The organism is Oricola cellulosilytica, assembly GCF_019966575.1.
GTDB classification, from domain to species: Bacteria; Pseudomonadota; Alphaproteobacteria; order Rhizobiales; family Rhizobiaceae; genus Oricola; species Oricola cellulosilytica.
The window spans coordinates 96233-114573 of sequence record NZ_JAINFK010000003.1 but is presented as its reverse complement, the minus strand read 5'-3'; the positions used below and the strand labels follow the sequence as shown (position 1 = coordinate 114573).

Below are 18341 nucleotides of genomic sequence, written 5' to 3'. Positions count from 1 at the left end.
CCGCACGGCCTCAGGTCCTCACTGGCTCACCGACCTGATCAGCCTGCGCTGCATCGATCTCCGTGAGCGCGTCGATGCCGCAACCTTCGAGAATGAGCGGCAACTCTTCTGGAAACAGGTCGATTGGGATGTCCTCGGCGGACATGGCGTTGCAATTCTTCAAGGTTCTTCGAATGGCGTCCTCCATGAGATCGAAGGCTTCCGCGCCATGGCCGACAAGCACTATCCGGAAGGGATCGACCAGTGCGAACATGCCCGCAAGACCCGAACCGATCGCTCGCCCGGCGGCGTCGAAAGTCCTCACGGCCCGAACATCGCCGGACCGCGCCGCCTCCGCAACGCGGTCGACCTCCGCAGGCTCTACTCGCGGGGGCGGGGGGCAGTCATCGATCTGCCCGGAATAGCTGCGTATCAACGCGTAATCGCCCGCGTAGGCTTCGATGCAGCCGCGCGAGCCGCAGCGGCACAGCGCGCCGTCCGGCATGTACATCATGTGGCCGAATTCCGTCCCTGAGGAACGCGTTCCGTTAACGATCTGGCCGCGAAGAAACAGGCCCATGCCGACACCGTGTGCGAGAAGGATCGCAGCAAAATTCTCGTGGTAGATTTCGGGTTCGCGGACATGCAACGCTCTGGCTATCAGATCGCAGTCGTTGGCAAGGCGAACCGGCACGCCGAATTCGTCGCGCAGCCAGTCGCCTATGGGAACCTCGGTCAGGGGCGTGATCGGCGACCATAGCATCCGGCGCCCTCCCGAGCCGGTCACTCCCTGTATGCCGACGGAGATACGGGCGAGCAATCCGTGATCCAATCCCGAAGCCGACCATGTCTGCCGGATCTCGGCGGTCAGCTTGCTTCGGAATTCCGGCTGGGTGATTGATGTCATTTCAAGTCGGAAATCCTGCTGCGCCACGACAGCACCCGCGTAGTCGACGATCGCCACGTTGACCGCTCCGGTCTTCAGGATCAGAAGCACCGCATAGCGAAATTCCGGATTCATTGATAAGCCGACGCTCGGCCGTCCGCGCCCTGTACCGGCGGGGTTCTCGCCAGTTTGCGAAATCAGGACGCCCTCACTGATGAGATCACTGGTGATGGTGGAGACGGTGGCCGGACTCAAAGCCGCCGCCTGCGCGATCTCGCTGCGGCTGATCTCTTTCCGTCTCCGGACGATTTGCATGATCGTCAGGCGATTGCGCCTGCGCATGTCATCGGATCGAAGAACCATGGTCATGGTTACCGGTCCGCCTCCTCACGTTCCGGCTGCAGCGCAACTGACCGAAGCTGGTTGCACTTGATTTAATCGATTGTAATTCATGTTGACATGGAAGCGCTTTTGAGTCACGATTTTTTTTGAGGCTCGAATTAAAGAGTTTCAGGGACGGACCCGGAATGCATTGCCGGGTCTTTTGTGACAGTTGCATCTTGATGCACCGGGAGGAATATCATGAAAAAGTTTGCGAGCGCGCTCCTGGCGGGCGCGGTATTTACTGCATCGCTGGCCGGCGCCGCTTGGGCCGAGGGCAAGACCATCGGCGTATCCTGGTCGAATTTCCAGGAAGAGCGCTGGAAGACCGATGAGGCCGCGATGAAAGCCGCAATCGAGGAAGCGGGAAACAGCTACATCTCGGCTGACGCCCAATCTTCCGCCGCCAAGCAGCTTACGGATGTGGAGAGCCTGATTGCACAGGGCGCCGACGCGCTCATCATTCTGGCGCAGGACGCCAGCGCGATCGCTCCCGCGGTCGAGAATGCCGTCAATGAGGGCATTCCGGTGGTGGGCTACGACCGCTTGATCGACAATCCTGACGCCTTCTACCTGACCTTCGACAACATCGAAGTCGGCCGGATGCAGGCGCGCGCGGTTCTGGAAGCAATGCCGGAAGGCAACTACGCCTTCATCAAGGGTTCATCGGCCGATCCGAATGCCGACTTCCTGTTCGGGGGGCAGATGGAAGTCCTGAAGGAAGCGATGGACTCGGGCAAAATCAAGAACGTCGGCGAAGCGTACACCGATGGCTGGAAGCCCGAGAACGCGCAACGGAACATGGAGCAGATCCTGACCGCCAACAACAACGAGGTCGACGCAGTGGTCGCATCCAATGACGGTACTGCCGGCGGAGTTGTCGCGGCACTGGAAGCACAGGGGCTTGCCGGTTCGGTTCCGGTCTCCGGCCAGGATGGCGACCATGCAGCGCTCAACCGCGTGGCACTTGGCACGCAGACTGTTTCGGTCTGGAAGGACGCGCGTGAACTCGGCAAGGCGGCCGCCGAAATCGCGGGTGAGCTCGCGGAAGGAACGGCGATGTCGGACATCGAGGGCGCCGAGCAGTGGACCAGCCCGAGCGGCACCGAACTTTGGGCCAGGTTCCTGAAGCCGGTTCCGGTGACCCAGGACAAGCTCGCCACGGTGATCGACGCCGGCTGGGTCGAAAAGGACGTGGTCTGCCAGGGTGTATCTGCGGGAAGCGTTTCCGCCTGCGAGTGATCGCAGTGATCATACGGCCAGTTTGACCGTAATTGCGCCGCGGCCGAGGAGTTCCCGGGCCGCGGCGTTTCGATAAGGTACCAGAGCAGGGGATGGCAATGAGCGAAGCCACGGCCAACACCGACAAGGCGCGGGCGTCCGACCTTGGCCCGGTCGAGCGTTTCATAAAGGCAACCGAGCTGGACACGCGCATGCTCGGCATGATCGGCGCGCTACTGCTGATCTGGATCGCATTTCACATTTTTTCCGGAGGATTGTTCCTGACACCGAGGAACCTCTGGAATCTGTCGGTCCAGTCCGCCTCCGTCGCCGTGATGGCGACCGGCATGGTGCTGGTCATCGTCACCCGCAACATTGACCTTTCCGTCGGCTCCATCCTCGGTTTTGTCGGCATGATCATGGCGGTCATTCAGGCCGAAATCCTGCCGGGAATGCTCGGTTTCGGCAATCCGATGATCTGGGTAATTGCACTGGCGGCCGGAATCCTGGTCGGGGCGGCCATTGGCGCGCTGCACGGCTTCATCATTGCCTATATGGGTGTACCTGCCTTCATCGTGACGCTCGGCGGTCTGCTTGTCTGGCGCGGCGCGGCCTGGTGGGTAACCTCGGGTCGTACCGTCGCCCCGATGGACGCAAATTTCCGGTTGTTCGGGGGTGGACCGAATGGCGCAATCGGCGCTACCTGGAGCTGGATTATCGGGCTGATCGCGTGTGTGGCAATCATCGCGATCATCGCCATGGGACGGCGTCAACGCCAGCGGTTCGATTTTCCACAACGGCCGATCTGGGCGGAGGCCTTTCTTGCCACCGTCGGTTGTGCGGTGGTCCTGGGTGCCGTATGGGTGGCCAATTCCTATCCTTGGCCTGTTGGTATCGTGCGGCGCTATGCCGAGGCCAATAGCATTGCCATTCCTGATGGCGGGCTGTTCATCGCGCACGGCATAGCCATTCCGGTTCTTGTTGCCATCGTGGTCGGGATCGTGATGACGTTCATCGCCACCCGCACCACCTTCGGACGCTATGTGTTCGCGCTCGGGGGGAACCCGGAAGCCGCTGAACTCGCCGGTATCAAGACACGCTGGGTGACGATGAAGATCTTCATCCTGATGGGTGTCCTTTGCGCCATCGCGGCCGCCATCTCCACTGCGCGCCTGAATGCGGCAACCAATGCGCAGGGCACGCTGGACGAGCTGCTGACCATCGCGGCGGCGGTGATCGGCGGAACGTCGCTTGCAGGGGGTGTCGGCACCATTGCGGGTGCGATGATCGGTGCGGTGGTCATGCAATCGCTGCAGTCCGGCATGGTGCTGATGGGCCTCGACACGCCCTTGCAGAATATCGTCGTCGGCATCGTTCTTGTGATCGCGGTATGGCTGGATTCGCTTTACCGGCGCGGGAAGGCTTAGGGAGGAGCAGGACCATGAATGTTCACGCAGGAATGACACCGCTCGTCGAGATGGAGAACATGTCGATCTCCTTCGGAGGAATTCACGCCGTCGACAATGCGTCGGTCGATCTCTTTCCGGGTGAGGTGGTCGGACTTCTCGGCCACAACGGCGCCGGAAAATCCACATTGATCAAGATTCTCTCCGGCGCCTACAAACGCGACAATGGCGAAATCCGAATCGACGGAAAGACGGCCACGATTCATAACCCGCGCGACGCCAAGGGCTACGGCATCGAGACAATCTACCAGACGCTCGCGCTGGCCGATAATGTCGATACTGCAGCCAATCTTTATCTCGGACGCGAACTGAAAACGCCATGGGGAACACTCGACGATGTCGCCATGGAGGCGAAATCGCGCGAAGTGATGGGGCGGCTCAATCCGCGTTTCCAGCGCTTCAAGGACCCGGTTAAGCAATTGTCTGGCGGTCAGCGCCAGTCGGTGGCAATTGCACGCGCGATCCTTTTCAACGCCCGCATTCTGATCATGGACGAGCCGACGGCCGCACTGGGGCCGCAAGAGACGGCGCAGGTCGGAGAACTGATCAAGCAACTGAAGGCCGAAGGCATCGGCATCTTCCTGATCAGTCATGACATTCACGATGTGTTCGATCTGGCTGACCGCGTGGCGGTCATGAAGAACGGCCAGATGGTCGGAACGGCGCGCACCGAGGATGTAACCAAGGACGAGGTCCTGGGTATGATCATCCTCGGCAAGTGCCCGCCCGGGGCGACGCCCGGTCCTGGCGCCCTCTAGGCGCGAGTAAGCCTAATGGTCTAACGGAGCCGGGCTTTTTTCGCCGGGCTTCGGCTTACCGCGACATATGATCTCATGTAATAGATAGTCTCAGGCGAATATGTTGTGCCGGAGATTGGCGGGGAAGCGGATCAAGATGAACAATGCGCGGAAGGATATTCACAATTCGGATATTCCTGTCCTGTGCCGCGCATGCGAAGCGCGCCATCGCGGCATCTGCGGGGCGCTGACGCCTGCTCAGCTGGTCAAGCTGAACCAGCATACCAAACAGCACAGCTACAAGAGTGGACAGGAGCTGCAGTCCGCCGACCAGGAGGTGGAGCGATACTCCAACATTCTGCGCGGCGTGGTGAAGCTGACGAAACTGCTGGCTGATGGCCGTCAGCAGATTGTTGGCCTTCAGTTTGCGCCGGATTTCACCGGTCGTCCGTTTCGCCGCGAAAGCCACGTAATCGCGGACGCGGCAACGGACATTCAGGTGTGTTCTTTCCCGAGGAAATCTCTTGAGGAACTGATCGGCGAGTCGCCTGAGCTCGAGCACCGGCTGCATACGCAGGCGCTCGAGGAGCTCGACGAGGCGCGCGAGTGGATGCTGACATTGGGCCGCAAGAATGCCGGTGAGAAGGTTGCAAGCTTCCTGTTTCTGATCGCTTCGCATGTCGACCCTGAAATCGACGAGCGTGACGGACCGATAAGTTTCGAACTGCCACTCAAACGCTCCGACATCGCGGATTTCCTTGGCCTGACCATCGAGACGGTCAGCCGTCAGATCACGAAGCTGCGCAAGGCCGGCGTGATCGAAGTTGAGAACAACCGTACGGTCATAGTGCCCGACTTGGACCGGCTGCGTTTTGCCTGTGAACGAGAGACTTAGAAGCTTTTCCTAAACCGCTTTCGAGTAACGCACCCAACTCTCGCTGAGATAGGCGTCGAAGCGGCTCGCCACAATCCGCGCGAAGGGCCGCGCCTCATCGGGAATGGTCACGCCGTGTCCGGTAACTTCGGAAAGTCCGAAACGATCGTTCGCGCATGCCAGCCTCGCCTCTGCGATGTAGGACCGCGCGGCCGAGCCGAAGCGGCGCTCGATATGCGAAAACGAAAGCGCGAAATCGCACATCAACCGTTCGATCATGAAGGCGCGGATCTGATCGTCCAGCGTCAGCCGAACTCCCCTCATCGCCGGCAGCGTCCCGGCATGGACCGCTGTCTCGTATTGCGAGGTCGGAACGATGTTCTGGACGTAGGCGTTGCCGTAGAAGCTGATCGAGGATGCGCCGAGACCGACAAGGGTCCGGCAGGGGTCGGCCGTGTAGCCCTGAAAGTTCCGGTGAAGGCGGCCCGCACGGGCGGCCTTGGCAAGACCGTCATCGGGTTTTGCAAAGTGGTCGATGCCGATCCGGTCGTAACCGGCGGCGGAGATTAATTCGGCCGCGCGCCGCGCGTGGTCGAAACGTGCGCGTGTACCGGGGAGATCTTGCTCGCGGATCATGGTCTGGTGCTTCTTCAGCCAGGGCACATGCGCGTAACCGAACAGCGCGATGCGGTCCGGCCCGAGCGAAAGCACTTTGCCGATGGTAGTCTCAAGCCTTTCTAGCGTCTGCAACGGCAGGCCGTAAAGCGCGTCGATATTGAGTGAATCCACCCCGGTCGAGCGCAATTCCGCAACAACATCGCGAGTTTGCCCGTAGGTCTGCGGACGGTTGATCGCCTTCTGGACTGCCTCATCAAAATCCTGGACGCCGATGCTGGCGCGGGTGACGCCGAGAAGCCTCAACCCGTCCAGCGTTTCGGGCGTCACGTCCGACGGATCGATCTCCACGCTGATTTCGGTTTTCTCGTCTATGAGGAAGCTGGTGCGCAGGGCTGTCGACAGGCGGTCGAATTCCGGCAGCCGCAACATGCTCGGGGAGCCGCCCCCGAAATGCACTTGCCCGGCCCTGAGACGCTTGCCCGCGCGTTCGCGCGCCAGCGCGATCTCGGCGACGAGAGCCTCGACATAGCGCTGCACCGGCTCGTATTTCAGCGTGTGTTTGGTGTGACACCCGCAGAACCAGCACAGGCGGTCGCAATATGGCACGTGCAGATAGAGCGATACCGGGCCGTTTTCCGGTAGTGTCGCCAGTCGCTCGTGCGCGATGGCGAGCCCCGCCTGATCGGCGAAATGGGGCGCGGTCGGATAACTGGTGTAACGCGGAATGGCCCGCTGGTTCGAGAGGATCGCATCGATGTTCAGAGTCATTGGGGCGACTCCGACGTCAGCAGCGGGAGGATGTACTCGCGCTCGAACGCGATGTGGCGGCGGAGGCCCTCGAAAAATCCGCGCAGCATGTAGGCGAGCGTTTCCGGATTCGACGAAGCGCGATCGGTGACGAAGCGCTCCAGCCCGTCGCTGACCTCGTCCGCATAGCTCTCGTCCTCCCAGTGCTCGTAGCGCAAGCGCTCGATTGTCGCGCCCAGCCTTTCGTCATCGTCATGCGCCGCAAGCAGCATGGGGAACAAGGTCCGCTCCTCATGCTCGTGCGCTGTGCGAATCATCGCATTGATCTGCTTGGCGAGCCGCAGGCACGACTGGGTATCCACGACATCGGGCAACTGATCGGCCAGATCCTCCAGACGGCGGCAAAGCGCAATCTGTTCGTCGTGGTGCCTGACAAGTAGCCGGCACGCCTCGACGGCGCCGCTCGCTTCGGAGATGTGCATTCGAACCACGTTGTGTCCGGGGGGGTGGGTGGGTGTCTTCATTCAGACGGCCTCGGTCTTCTTATGAAATAACAATCCGTTAGCCGGCTCGAACCGGCATTGATCCAGGTCAAGGCATTTGCGCATCGCGATCTGACATATCGACCGTGCCAGATTGGGTCGGGCGGCGTGGACGGCTGCCGAGGGGCCAAGACGCATGTCCGAAGGGAAAAACCCATGAACAATCAAACTGTAACCGTGCTGGTCGGGGTGGGAGCGTTTCTCGCCCTGCTTGGCGCAGCCTTCGCGCAGGACGCGGCCTTCGAAGCGCACGCGTGGGTGTTATTTTTCGTGCTGGCGATTTCCACTGTCGTCATGCTGCGGCAGATGCGGTTCGCGCCTGCCGGGGCCGCGGCCCGCGTTCTCGACGACGATAGCGGAGGTTATCTTGACGGTGTGGTCCGCTGGGGCGCGGTCATTACGCTATTTTGGGGTATCGTCGGCTTTCTGGTCGGGGTGATTGCGGCGTCGCAGCTTGCATGGCCGGTCCTCAATATCGAGCCGTGGTTCAATTTTGGACGCATCCGTCCGCTGCATACCTCGGCGGTCGTATTTGCGTTCGGGGGTAACGCGCTGCTCGCGACTTCCTTCTACGTCGTGCAGCGCACCTGCCGGGCGCGCCTCTGGGGCGGTGATCTGGCATGGTTCGTGTTCTGGGGCTACCAGTTGTTCATCGTCATGGCGGCGACGGGCTATCTGCTGGGCATAACGGAGGGGCGCGAATATGCCGAGCCGGAGTGGTATGTCGACATCTGGCTGACAATCGTCTGGGTCGCCTATCTGGCGGTGTTCGTCGGCACCTTGGTGAAGCGCAAGGAGCCGCACATCTACGTGGCGAACTGGTTTTATCTAGCCTTCATCGTTACCATCGCCATGCTGCACGTCGTCAACAATCTGTCGATGCCGGTGTCGCTGCTAGGCGCGAAGAGTTACTCCGCCTTCGCCGGCGTCCAGGACGCGCTGACGCAATGGTGGTACGGCCACAATGCTGTCGGTTTCTTCCTGACGGCGGGCTTTCTCGGCATGATGTACTACTTCGTGCCGAAGCAGGCGGGCCGGCCGGTCTATTCGTATCGGCTGTCGATCATCCACTTCTGGGCGCTGATCTTCCTCTACATCTGGGCTGGCCCGCACCACCTGCATTACACCGCGCTGCCGGACTGGGCACAGACGCTCGGCATGGTGTTCTCGATCATGCTCTGGATGCCGTCATGGGGCGGCATGATCAACGGCCTGATGACGCTGTCGGGCGCCTGGGACAAGCTGCGTACCGATCCGATCCTGCGCATGCTGGTGATCTCAATTGCCTTCTACGGAATGTCGACCTTCGAGGGGCCGATGATGTCGATCAAGGCCGTCAACTCGCTTTCCCACTATACGGACTGGACCATCGGACACGTTCACTCCGGCGCGCTTGGCTGGGTCGGAATGATCTCGTTCGGTGCGATCTACTTCCTGGTGCCGAAGCTTTGGCAGCGCCAGCGCCTCTACAGCCTGCGGCTCGTCAACTGGCACTTCTGGCTCGCCACGCTCGGCATCGTCGTCTACGCGGCGGTGATGTGGGTCTCTGGCATCACGCAGGGCCTGATGTGGCGCGAATACGATGAGCAGGGCTACCTGGTCTATTCCTTCGCCGAGTCGATCGCCGTCATGTACCCGTACTACGTGCTCCGTGTCCTGGGAGGTCTCCTGTACCTCGCCGGCTCGCTGGTCATGGCCTTCAATATCTACAAAACGATCCGCGGCGACGTTCGTGCCGAGGTGCCGATGGGCGCCGAGGCCGAGGCGCTCGTGCCTGCCGAATAAGGGAAGGACCAAAAGATGTCCGACAAGAAACAAGACCCGGCGCTGGAAGGCGCGCTGCCCGAACTCAAGGCGGACCCGGTCTCGCGTACGATTCTTGCCAATCACGGGAAGATCGAGCGGAACGTGACGCTGTTGCTCGCCCTGTCGCTCGCAGTCGTATCGGTCGGCGGTGTCGTCGAGATCGCGCCGCTTTTCTATCTCGAGAACACGATTGAAAAGGTGGAAGGAATGCGGCCCTATTCGCCGCTCGAACTGGCGGGCCGGAACATCTACGTCCGCGAAGGCTGCTATGTCTGCCACTCGCAGATGATCCGTCCGTTCCGCGACGAGGTGGAGCGCTACGGCCACTATTCGCTCGCCGCCGAGAGCATGTACGACCACCCTTTCCAATGGGGTTCCAAACGCACCGGGCCGGATCTCGCCCGTGTCGGCGGCCGCTACTCAAACGAATGGCATGTCGAGCACCTGATCAATCCGCAGGCAGTGGTGCCGGAATCGATCATGCCGTCCTATGCTTTTCTTGCGACTACGGAAGTTTCGGCCGGCGATTACTCGGCGCATCTGGTTGCGAACCGCCGCGTTGGCGTGCCCTACACGGACGAGATGATCGAGAACGCCACGGCCGATCTTGTCGCCCAGGCCGATCCCAACGCCGACACATCCGGCGTTGAGGAACGCTATCCAAAGGCGGTGCTTGGCGATTTCGATGGCGACCCCGCGCGTGTGACGGAGATGGATGCGCTCGTCGCCTACCTCCAGATGATGGGAACGCTGGTCGATTTCTCGGTCTACGAACCCGAACAGAACTACCGGTAGGAGACGGATATGGATTTCGAATACCAGTCCATGCGGACTTTCGCCGACAGTTGGGGACTTCTCTACATGTTCATCGTCTTTGTGGCGGTGGTGATGTGGACGCTGCGTCCCGGTGCCCGAAGAAACAGTGAAGATGCGGCCCGCATCCCGTTCAAGGAGGACTGACCCGTGGCCGATAATGACAAGAAAGAAATTGATGAACTCTCGGGTGTCGAGACTACGGGTCACGAATGGGATGGCATCAGGGAACTCAACAACCCGCTGCCGCGCTGGTGGCTGTGGACATTCTACGCAACGATCGTCTGGTCGATCGGCTATACCATTGCGTATCCGGCTTGGCCGCTGATCGACAACGCGACCGCAGGCGTGCTCGGCTGGTCAAGCCGGGCCGACCTGGCTGACGAAGTCTCGCAGGCCGCGATGCTCAATCAGGACAAGATTTCCGCAATTCAGAGCGCCGCCGTCTCCGAGATCGCAGCCGACGAGAACCTTCGTCAGTTCGCCACCGCAGGCGGCGCCTCGGCGTTCAAGGTCTATTGTGTCCAGTGCCACGGTTCGGGCGCGGCGGGCAGTGCCGGTTACCCGAACCTCAATGACGATGACTGGATCTGGGGCGGAACGGTGGACGACATCTACTCGACCCTGATGCACGGCATTCGCTACGACGCCGACGCCGACACGCGGTTCAACGACATGCCGGCATACGGCGGCGACGAAATCCTGACGCGCGCCGAGATCTCGGATGTTGCGTGGTATGTGCGAAAACTCTCCGATCAGGACTTCGATGAAACGGCGGCCGCGAACGGCGAAGCGATCTACGCCGACAACTGCGCGGCATGCCATGGCGATACAGGGGAGGGAGTCGCTGAACTCGGCGGACCGAACCTGTCGGATGCGATCTGGCTCTATGGCGGGACCCATGCGCAGATCGCCGCGCAAATATCGAACCCCCGCATGGGCATGATGCCGGGCTGGGGTGAACGGCTCGGCGAGGCGGCTGTCAAGCAACTCGCCGTCTACGTTCACGGCTTGGGCGGTGGTGAATAGCACTTCTGGGGGCGGTGCGCTGCCCCCTCAACCCATGGAGGTCGGCGCCGGCCCTCGCGAATGGAATTTCGCCCTGTCGCGCCGGCCGCTCCAAATGGCGATCGCCGCCCAACTGGTCACGTAGAAAATCCCCGTGACGAGCACCAGGACTCCGGGAACCGGGCCGATATCCGCGCGGCTGACGAATTCCTCGACCGAGACGACCCCGCTCGGATGAACCAGCAATTTGCCGATATAGGCAACCGTCTGGATCAGCAGAATCCAGAGGTAATTTCGCCGGATCCGACGGCCGATCGCCGTCATCAGACCGACGTGATAGACCGGGCGGCGGTAGTCCTCGGCAAGGGTGTGGGTCCAGCCGGAATCGGTCCTGAGGTCGCCGTCTTCCAGCAACGGCGCGTACATGTTCGTCTCCATCCAGCGGGCGCGGGCTCGCCAGACGTTGAAGTAGCGGTAGCGGCGCGCTTCCAGAAGGAGGAAGAACAGGATCAGGATACCGACCAGCACCAGCGGCAGCGGTGAAGCGTTTGGAGAGGAAAAGGCGATCGACAGCGCGATGCCGAGCGTCACCACCGCCCAGTTGGTTGTCGTGTCGAGCCGGGTACGCCAGATCGTCGAGCGGTAGACCTCGCCGCGATAGAGATGGGCAAGGGCTCCCATCTCCGGACTGGTGAATGCACGGGCGTCACTCCGGTCGATAGTCGTTGTCATGGGTTCCTCCCGCAAGGCGTTCGTCCGCACTGGGGGAACTGTCTCACGGGACCGTCACACGCGTCAAAATCGTCTTGATCTGCGTCAAGGATCGGGCGAGCGTTGCAGGCGAAAAGGACGTGACAGTGAGAGCGGCGCGTCCGCTGAACCGGAGCACGTTTTGGATCAGCCCGCAGAGATAAGTGCGATCAATGTTCAGGCGATCAACGCCGGGGCAAGGCAGAAGTCCGAGCCACTCTATGCGGCCCGGCAGTCGATCCATCCCAAGCGTGCGGAGGGCACATTCCGGCGGTTGAAATGGATCGTCATGCTGGTCACGCTCGGCATCTACTACGTGACGCCGTGGATCAGGTGGGACCGGGGCGAACACGCCCCCGACCAGGCCGTGCTGATCGATGTGGCCAACCGCCGCTTCTACTTTTTCTTCATTGAGATATGGCCACAGGAGTTCATCTATGTAGCCGGCCTTCTGGTGATGGCCGGTATCGGGCTTTTCCTGATCACCTCGGTCGTCGGGCGCGCCTGGTGCGGCTACACCTGCCCGCAGACGGTCTGGACCGACCTCTTCATCGCGGTGGAAGAATTCTGGCAGGGCGACCGCAATGCGCGCATTCGTCTCGAAAAGGCGCCGTGGTCGTTCGACAAGATCCGCAAGCTGACGCTGACCCACATATCCTTCCTGCTGATTTCCGTGGCAACGGGCGGCGCGTGGATCTTCTACTTCGCCGATGCACCGACATTGCTGCAGGACTTCCTGACCGGGGAGGCGGCCTTCATTGCCTATTCCACCGTCGCGATCCTGACCGCCACGACCTATGTTTTCGGCGGCCTTATGCGCGAACAGGTCTGCATCTACATGTGCCCATGGCCACGCATTCAGGCGGCAATGCTGGACGAGGACTCACTCGTCGTCACCTATAACGACTGGCGCGGCGAGCCGCGCTCCCGGCATGCCAAGAAGGCGGCGGCGGAGGGCAAGCCGGTCGGCGATTGCGTCGACTGCAACGCCTGCGTGGCCGTCTGTCCAATGGGGATCGACATCCGCGACGGACAGCAACTCGAATGCATCACGTGCGCGCTGTGCATCGACGCCTGTGACAACGTGATGGACAAGACCGGTCGCGAGCGCGGCCTGATCTCCTACGCGACGCTTCGCGAGTACAACCATAACATGGCTGTTGCGGTGAACCCGCAGACGGCGCAGATCGAGCCGTCGCGGGTGCGTGACGCCACCGGCCGCTTGGTCGACGCCATCAGGCATTTCGACTGGAAGATCGTCTTCCGGCTGCGGTCGCTGATCTACTTCACCGCGTGGGCGGCGATCGGCCTCGTGATGCTGTTGTCGCTGCTAGGCCGCGATCGGCTGGAGGTCAACGTCCAGCACGATCGCAATCCGGTATTCGTGCAACTCAGCGACGGCTCGATTCGCAACGGCTACACGGTCAAGCTGCTCAACATGATCCCGGAGCCGCGCGTAATCTTTTTGTCGCTGGAAGGGCTGCCCGGCGCGACCATGAGCATCAATGGCATCGGCCAGCCGGACGGCGTAAGCTTCGCCATCGAGGTCGCGCCGGACAAGCTCCGTTCGTTGCGGGTTTTCGTGTCGCAGCCGCCGGAACAGGTTGAGCCGGGGCGGACCCATTTTAGGCTCATCGTCGAGGACAAGCAGTCCTTCGAGACAGACACATACAACGCAATATTCGAGGCGCCGGATTTATGAGAACCATCGAGAAGATTTTCGCTGTCCGCGAGTTCACCGGCTGGCACATGATTGGCGTGATGGTCCTGTTCTTCGGCACCATCATCAGCGTCAATTTGGTGCTCGCCTTCTACGCAAACTCCAGCTGGACCGGCCTCGTTGTCAAGAATTCCTATGTCGAGAGCCAGCGCTTCAACACCGTGACGGCCGAAAAGCGCGCGCAGCAGGCGCTTGGCTGGAAAGCCGTTGCCGGCTATGGCGACAATACGCTGTCCATCGATCTCACCGATGCGGCGGCTGCGCCCATTCGCAATGCCATCGTGACGGCAAGGGTTGGCCATCCGGCGCACGAGAACAACGACCTCACCGTTACGCTTCTGGACGAGGGCGGGGCAAACTACGCCGCCCCGGTCGAGCTTACGCCAGGGCTTTGGGCGGCTCATTTAACCGTAACCGGGCCGGATGGAACGGTCTGGACCCGCGAAATCCGTTTTACGGTGGAAACGCTCTAGGATGGGATGCTGCGGCGCGGATATTGCGGTCGACGGTGTCGTGGACGCGGCTAGTACGGGTGACTTTGCCCGCATCGAGGAGGTCCTGCGCTCCGGCCATCGTGAGGATGACGGGTCGGTGCGCTACGTACTCTCGGCCCCCGATATCCATTGCGGGCAGTGCATATCCGCTATCGAGCGCGGTCTGTCCGGCCTCGAGGGTGTCGTCTCGGCGCGCGTCAACCTTTCGCTGAAGCGGGTCACCGTCATTCTCGATAATGCAGAGCGGACTCCCGCCGAGGTGCTGAGGACGCTCGATACCCTCGGCTACCGGGCGACGCCAGTCGATTTCGGCGACCTTGAGGACAGCCCGCAGGCCCGCCAGACAAGCCGTCTTCTCAAGTCGATGGCCGTCGCCGGCTTCGCGGCGGGCAACATTATGCTGTTGTCGGTCAGCGTGTGGTCCGGTGCGGAAGGCGCGACGCGCGACCTTTTCCACCTGATCTCCGGCCTGATTGCCATTCCCGTCGTCACCTATTCCGGCCAGGTGTTCTTCTCGTCAGCCGCCCGGGCGCTCGCGGCGGGCCGTCTCAACATGGACGTGCCGATCTCGCTCGCAGTCATCCTGGCCTTGGTGATGAGCGTGTATGAGAGCCTGACAGGGGGTGCGGAAGCCTATTTCGACGCGGCCGTGACGTTGCTGTTCTTCCTCCTGATAGGCCGCTATCTCGACCAGTTGATGCGCGATCACGCGCGCAGCGCCGTGCTCGGGCTGTCGAAGATGACCGCGCGCGGCGGAACGGTAATCGCGCCGGATGGCCGCCCCGCCTACGTCCCGGTCGACGAGATCGAGCCGGGGATGACGCTCCGGGTCGCTGCAGGTGAGCGCATACCGGCCGACGGGACGGTGTTGAAAGGCGCGAGCGATCTCGACCGGTCACTTGTGACCGGCGAAAGCGCGCCCGTTGCGGTGGCGGCCAACAGCGGCGTCGAAGCCGGTACGCTGAACCTCACCGGCCCGCTTGACATCACAGTCACCCGCAAGGCGGAAGAGTCCTTCATCGCCGAGGTGATGCAGATGATGGAAGCCGCCGAGAACGGGCGAGGGCGCTACGTACGCATCGCCGACCGCATGGCGCAAATCTACGCCCCCGCCGTCCACCTGCTGGCGCTGTTTGCCTTCGCAGGCTGGATGATCGCCACTGGCGGCGACTGGCACGCTTCGCTCTACACGGCGATCGCCGTGCTTATCGTTACCTGCCCCTGTGCGCTCGGCCTTGCCGTTCCGGTGGTGCACGTGATCGGCGCGGCGCGGCTGTTCGGCGACGGCATCCTGATGAAGGACGGCTCGGCGCTGGAGCGTCTGGCGGAGGCCGATGCCGCGATCTTCGACAAGACGGGGACGCTGACCACCGGCGCGCCGGTAATATCCGATGTCACGATCGATCCGGATGATGCGCCCGGCGCCAAGGCGCTCGCCGCCCACTCGATTCACCCCGCCTCGCGCGCCATTGCCGCCTTTTTCGCCGATGTCGACGCCGCCGATCTTGCAGAGATAAGAGAGGCTCCAGGCCATGGCGTCGAGGGCATCTGGAACGGGCGGAAGGTGCGGCTCGGGCGCGCCGGATGGGTTGCGGAGATTGCGTCCGGCACGGCTGGTGGCGCAGTCGCCCCCGGTATCGCGTTTGCCGTCGAGGGCGGTGCGCTCGCCACCTTCGCGCTCGCGGAAACCTTGCGCGCCGGCGCGACCGAGGCGGTTCGTGCACTAAAGGACGCCGGAATGCCGGTCGAATTGCTGTCCGGCGACGCCGCGCCCGCGGTGGAAACCGTCGCGCGAATTGGCGGCATCGATCATTGGCATTCCGGTGCGACGCCGTCCGCCAAGATCGCGCGGATTAGGGAACTGCATGCCGATGGCCGAAGGGTGCTGATGGTCGGCGACGGGCTGAACGACGCGCCGGCGCTCGCGGCGGGTCATGTCTCGATGGCCCCCGCGTCAGCCTCCGACATTGGCCGCATGGCCGCCGATTTCGTGTTCACGCGCGAAAGCATGGACGCGGTTCCCTTTGCGCACGCTGTCGCCGTCAGGGCGGGGCGTCTGGTGCGGCAGAATTTCGGCTTGGCGCTGATCTACAACTGCATCGCCGTGCCGCTCGCCGTCGCCGGACTGGTGACGCCGCTGGTCGCCGCGCTCGCCATGTCGGGCTCCTCCATCGTGGTGATCGCCAACTCGATGCGGCTGGCGCGTGGCGGCAAGTTGCTTCCGGGCTTCAAGGGCGCGCAGGAGGTTCCCCAGACAAGCGAGGCGTTGGCATGAACGTGCTGATCTATCTCATTCCGGTGGCGCTCGGCCTTGGCGCACTCGGCCTCGCCGCGTTCCTGTGGTCGATCCGCTCCGGCCAGTATTCCGACCTCGACGGCGCAGCCGAGCGCATCCTCGGCGAGGAGGTGGACGAGCGGCCGAAAGCTTAGGGCGGTCGATGAAGGCGCCGCGGCGCATCGCCTACCGTCCGCAATTTCTCAGGACTGTCCTGGCAAGCCGTGGTAATCTCGGAAGCGGGAAATGAATTCCCTTGGGGGCAGGCAAATGGACTCTCAGATCCGCAGCACGTTGTCGCTCGCGCGGCAGACGCACTATTTCGACGTCATGAGGACGACGATCTTCGCCTTTGTCGGGCTTGCCGCAATCATCGAACTCGGTCCGGAAGGTTATTCCGCCCCGCTGACCATGCTGGTGATTTCCGTGACGGCTTTTGGCATTCTGGCCGGCAGTACGGCATTGGAAGACGTCAGGAACTTGATCGCCGACCTGGATACCGAGATGGCCCAGACCAACTTTGGAAAGGGGATCAAGGCGCGAAACGTCAAGGCGCTCAAGGCGATATCCGCGATATTGATCGGGCTGATAGGGGTTGCGGAGCTGTACGCGATTTTCACGTGAGCAGTCCAGCATCCGCCAGTCCGCCCCGGAAAGGTATTTTCGTCGAGGGGGACGAGCTGTCGAGAGGATAGGTGCGGTCAACGAGTGCGACTGCCGCGCACGCTAGCCGCTGATGGCGTAGTCGATCGGCTTGAAGCGGAAATTGTTCGACTGCCCGGCGGAACACGCGGTCAGCGCCACCACGAGGTCCATTTCGGCACGGAACACAGTCTTCTGGCCCGGCTTGCTTTTAGGCGGCAGAACGGTGAGCTGGCCGCTTTCGGAATCGACGGCGACATGCATGAACACGTTGAAGGCGATGGGTATGTCGTCGCTCCCGATCCCCCAAGGCGCCAGGGCCTGTTCAAGGTTGCCCTGGCAGCCGTGATGGGGATCGTCGTCGCCATAGATGATGCGGAAGGTGTCCCGCGAACAGGGCGTCAGAGTGAAGTCGTGGCGTCCCACCTCGTCCTCGACAATGGTGAGCATCGGGTTGGACCGGTTGGAATAGAGGATGTCATCGGTCGTCAGAAACAGCCGCCCGGCGTAATCGATGGACCGTCCCGAGGAGATGTATTCCCTCGTGTCGGCGATGTGGAACGCCACCATGTCCGACACCTGTTCGCCTTCCGGATCGGCCACGGTGAGCAACTGTCCCTTTCGCAATTCGAACGCCGTGCCGCTGCGCGGCGGTATCCGCTCCATCATGCGGCCTCCACGAAGGAGAACGGGCATTTCCACGTGCCGTCGACTGCCCGGCCGCTGTACTGGCGCGCTTCCGAGGCGTCGCCATAGTCGCTGAGCATCGGGTTCACGCCGCCGGCAAGCTCGGCGTCGCGCTTGCGGATGATCTCCTTCATCTTGTCGAAGCGGCCGTCGGCACGAAGCTTCTCGAACTGGTTGTGCGAGTTGAAAACCAGCGCCGGATGGCGGAAGCGCCGGGCCGGCCGCGACGATTGCGGATGCAGCCCGATGACGAAATACGGTTCGCCGCCGAGGCTGAAGGAAAAATGCGGCGACTCCGGATCGTGATCGACCGTCCCGTTCCAGTCCTTTCCGCCCACCACGTCGAGATTGTGCAGGCATTGCAGCCTGTTCCACAGGGTCTTTTCGAACGTCTCCTCGTCGAGGTCATCGGGGCCCGAAAAGATGACGACGAAGGACCGGACCACCGGGCTGTCCGGGTCGAGGCTCTCGCCGAAGGCGCATAGCTGCCGATAGATGTCGACGTCACATGCGGCGCTGTCTATCGCGCCCGCCTCGAACATCGTCAGCGCATCGCGGGCAAGCGCGGATTTCGCGCCGACGCACGGGAATTCGGCGCTCTTGACGAACGAGTGGAACTGCCGTCCTGCTAGTGTGTCGGTCATCTTCGAAATCTCCGTCGGCCCTCTGTCGAGGTCTGCCCTTGAACGGATGAG

19 protein-coding genes are annotated in these 18341 nt (G+C 62.0%); 13 read left to right on the top strand and 6 right to left on the bottom strand.

Translation table 11 applies throughout. The features are described from left to right. Window positions 1-10 precede the first annotated feature (10 nt). On the bottom strand, window positions 11-1234 hold the full coding sequence (locus tag LC298_RS08095) for an ROK family transcriptional regulator (RefSeq protein WP_131566241.1): 1224 nt from the start codon (window positions 1232-1234) through the stop codon (window positions 11-13). Between the two features lie 213 nt (window positions 1235-1447). On the opposite strand from LC298_RS08095, the gene xylF reads away from it, so the two are divergent. From xylF to LC298_RS08075, 4 genes are all read left to right on the top strand, one after another. Further along, window positions 1448-2488, top strand: a complete 1041-nt coding sequence (gene xylF / locus LC298_RS08090) for a D-xylose ABC transporter substrate-binding protein (protein ID WP_131566238.1) — start codon at window positions 1448-1450, stop codon at window positions 2486-2488. A gap of 98 nt (window positions 2489-2586) precedes the next feature. Then, a complete protein-coding gene (locus tag LC298_RS08085; RefSeq protein WP_131566235.1) occupies window positions 2587-3894 on the top strand; it encodes a sugar ABC transporter permease in 1308 nt (435 codons plus the stop codon). A gap of 14 nt (window positions 3895-3908) precedes the next feature. Then, window positions 3909-4691: an ATP-binding cassette domain-containing protein gene (locus LC298_RS08080; RefSeq protein ID WP_223385595.1), complete on the top strand. Its 783-nt coding sequence runs from the start codon at window positions 3909-3911 to the stop codon at window positions 4689-4691. A 136-nt stretch (window positions 4692-4827) separates the two neighbouring features. Beyond that, a complete protein-coding gene (locus LC298_RS08075; RefSeq protein ID WP_131566232.1) occupies window positions 4828-5565 on the top strand; it encodes a Crp/Fnr family transcriptional regulator in 738 nt (245 codons plus the stop codon). A gap of 9 nt (window positions 5566-5574) precedes the next feature. Here the strand turns inward: LC298_RS08075 and hemN are convergent, their stop codons facing one another. Next, a complete protein-coding gene (hemN, locus tag LC298_RS08070) occupies window positions 5575-6930 on the bottom strand; it encodes an oxygen-independent coproporphyrinogen III oxidase (RefSeq protein WP_131566227.1) in 1356 nt (451 codons plus the stop codon). Continuing rightward, window positions 6927-7433, bottom strand: coding sequence for a hemerythrin domain-containing protein (locus LC298_RS08065; RefSeq protein ID WP_131566224.1), 507 nt, complete (start codon window positions 7431-7433; stop codon window positions 6927-6929). The genes hemN and LC298_RS08065 overlap by 4 nt, the downstream gene beginning before the upstream one ends. Window positions 7434-7607: 174 nt before the next feature. Here LC298_RS08065 and ccoN point away from each other — a divergent pair, with 174 nt between their 5' ends. From ccoN to ccoP, 4 genes are read left to right on the top strand one after another with little or no spacing between them, the layout of a single operon-like run. Beyond that, window positions 7608-9236, top strand: coding sequence for a cytochrome-c oxidase, cbb3-type subunit I (gene ccoN, locus LC298_RS08060; protein ID WP_131566221.1), 1629 nt, complete (start codon window positions 7608-7610; stop codon window positions 9234-9236). 15 nt (window positions 9237-9251) lie between these two features. Further along, window positions 9252-10052, top strand: a complete 801-nt coding sequence (ccoO, locus tag LC298_RS08055; RefSeq protein WP_131566217.1) for a cytochrome-c oxidase, cbb3-type subunit II — start codon at window positions 9252-9254, stop codon at window positions 10050-10052. Between the two features lie 9 nt (window positions 10053-10061). Then, the gene (locus LC298_RS08050; protein ID WP_131566214.1) at window positions 10062-10217 is read left to right on the top strand and encodes a cbb3-type cytochrome c oxidase subunit 3; all 156 of its coding nucleotides are present in this window, start codon (window positions 10062-10064) and stop codon (window positions 10215-10217) included. A gap of 3 nt (window positions 10218-10220) precedes the next feature. Further along, the gene (ccoP, locus tag LC298_RS08045) at window positions 10221-11099 is read left to right on the top strand and encodes a cytochrome-c oxidase, cbb3-type subunit III (protein WP_131566211.1); all 879 of its coding nucleotides are present in this window, start codon (window positions 10221-10223) and stop codon (window positions 11097-11099) included. Window positions 11100-11126: 27 nt separating this feature from the next. On the opposite strand, the gene LC298_RS08040 is transcribed toward ccoP, so the two are convergent. Next, window positions 11127-11810, bottom strand: coding sequence for a DUF2270 domain-containing protein (locus tag LC298_RS08040; RefSeq protein ID WP_223385594.1), 684 nt, complete (start codon window positions 11808-11810; stop codon window positions 11127-11129). Here LC298_RS08040 and ccoG point away from each other — a divergent pair. From ccoG to LC298_RS08015, 5 genes are all read left to right on the top strand, one after another. Further along, window positions 11809-13530 carry a cytochrome c oxidase accessory protein CcoG gene (gene ccoG, locus LC298_RS08035; RefSeq protein WP_131566208.1) on the top strand — a complete coding sequence of 574 codons (1722 nt, stop codon included), beginning with the start codon at window positions 11809-11811 and terminating at the stop codon, window positions 13528-13530. The two genes, LC298_RS08040 and ccoG, sit on opposite strands and share 2 nt — an antisense overlap. Continuing rightward, a complete protein-coding gene (locus tag LC298_RS08030; protein ID WP_131566205.1) occupies window positions 13527-14021 on the top strand; it encodes a FixH family protein in 495 nt (164 codons plus the stop codon). The genes ccoG and LC298_RS08030 overlap by 4 nt, the downstream gene beginning before the upstream one ends. Window position 14022: 1 nt before the next feature. After that, a complete protein-coding gene (locus LC298_RS08025; protein WP_131566202.1) occupies window positions 14023-16317 on the top strand; it encodes a heavy metal translocating P-type ATPase in 2295 nt (764 codons plus the stop codon). Continuing rightward, window positions 16314-16472 (top strand): cbb3-type cytochrome oxidase assembly protein CcoS, encoded by a 159-nt coding sequence (gene ccoS, locus LC298_RS08020; protein WP_131566199.1) that lies wholly within the window; start codon window positions 16314-16316, stop codon window positions 16470-16472. The genes LC298_RS08025 and ccoS overlap by 4 nt, the downstream gene beginning before the upstream one ends. Window positions 16473-16587: 115 nt before the next feature. Continuing rightward, complete coding sequence (locus tag LC298_RS08015; RefSeq protein ID WP_131566196.1) at window positions 16588-16941, top strand: hypothetical protein; 354 nt, start codon at window positions 16588-16590, stop codon at window positions 16939-16941. 102 nt (window positions 16942-17043) lie between these two features. On the opposite strand, the gene LC298_RS08010 is transcribed toward LC298_RS08015, so the two are convergent. Further along, a complete protein-coding gene (locus LC298_RS08010; protein ID WP_131566193.1) occupies window positions 17044-17628 on the bottom strand; it encodes a DUF1989 domain-containing protein in 585 nt (194 codons plus the stop codon). Beyond that, entirely contained in the window at window positions 17625-18290 is a 666-nt protein-coding gene (gene gntA / locus LC298_RS08005; protein ID WP_131566190.1) for a guanitoxin biosynthesis heme-dependent pre-guanitoxin N-hydroxylase GntA, read from the bottom strand. The genes LC298_RS08010 and gntA overlap by 4 nt, the downstream gene beginning before the upstream one ends. Window positions 18291-18341: the final 51 nt, after the last annotated feature.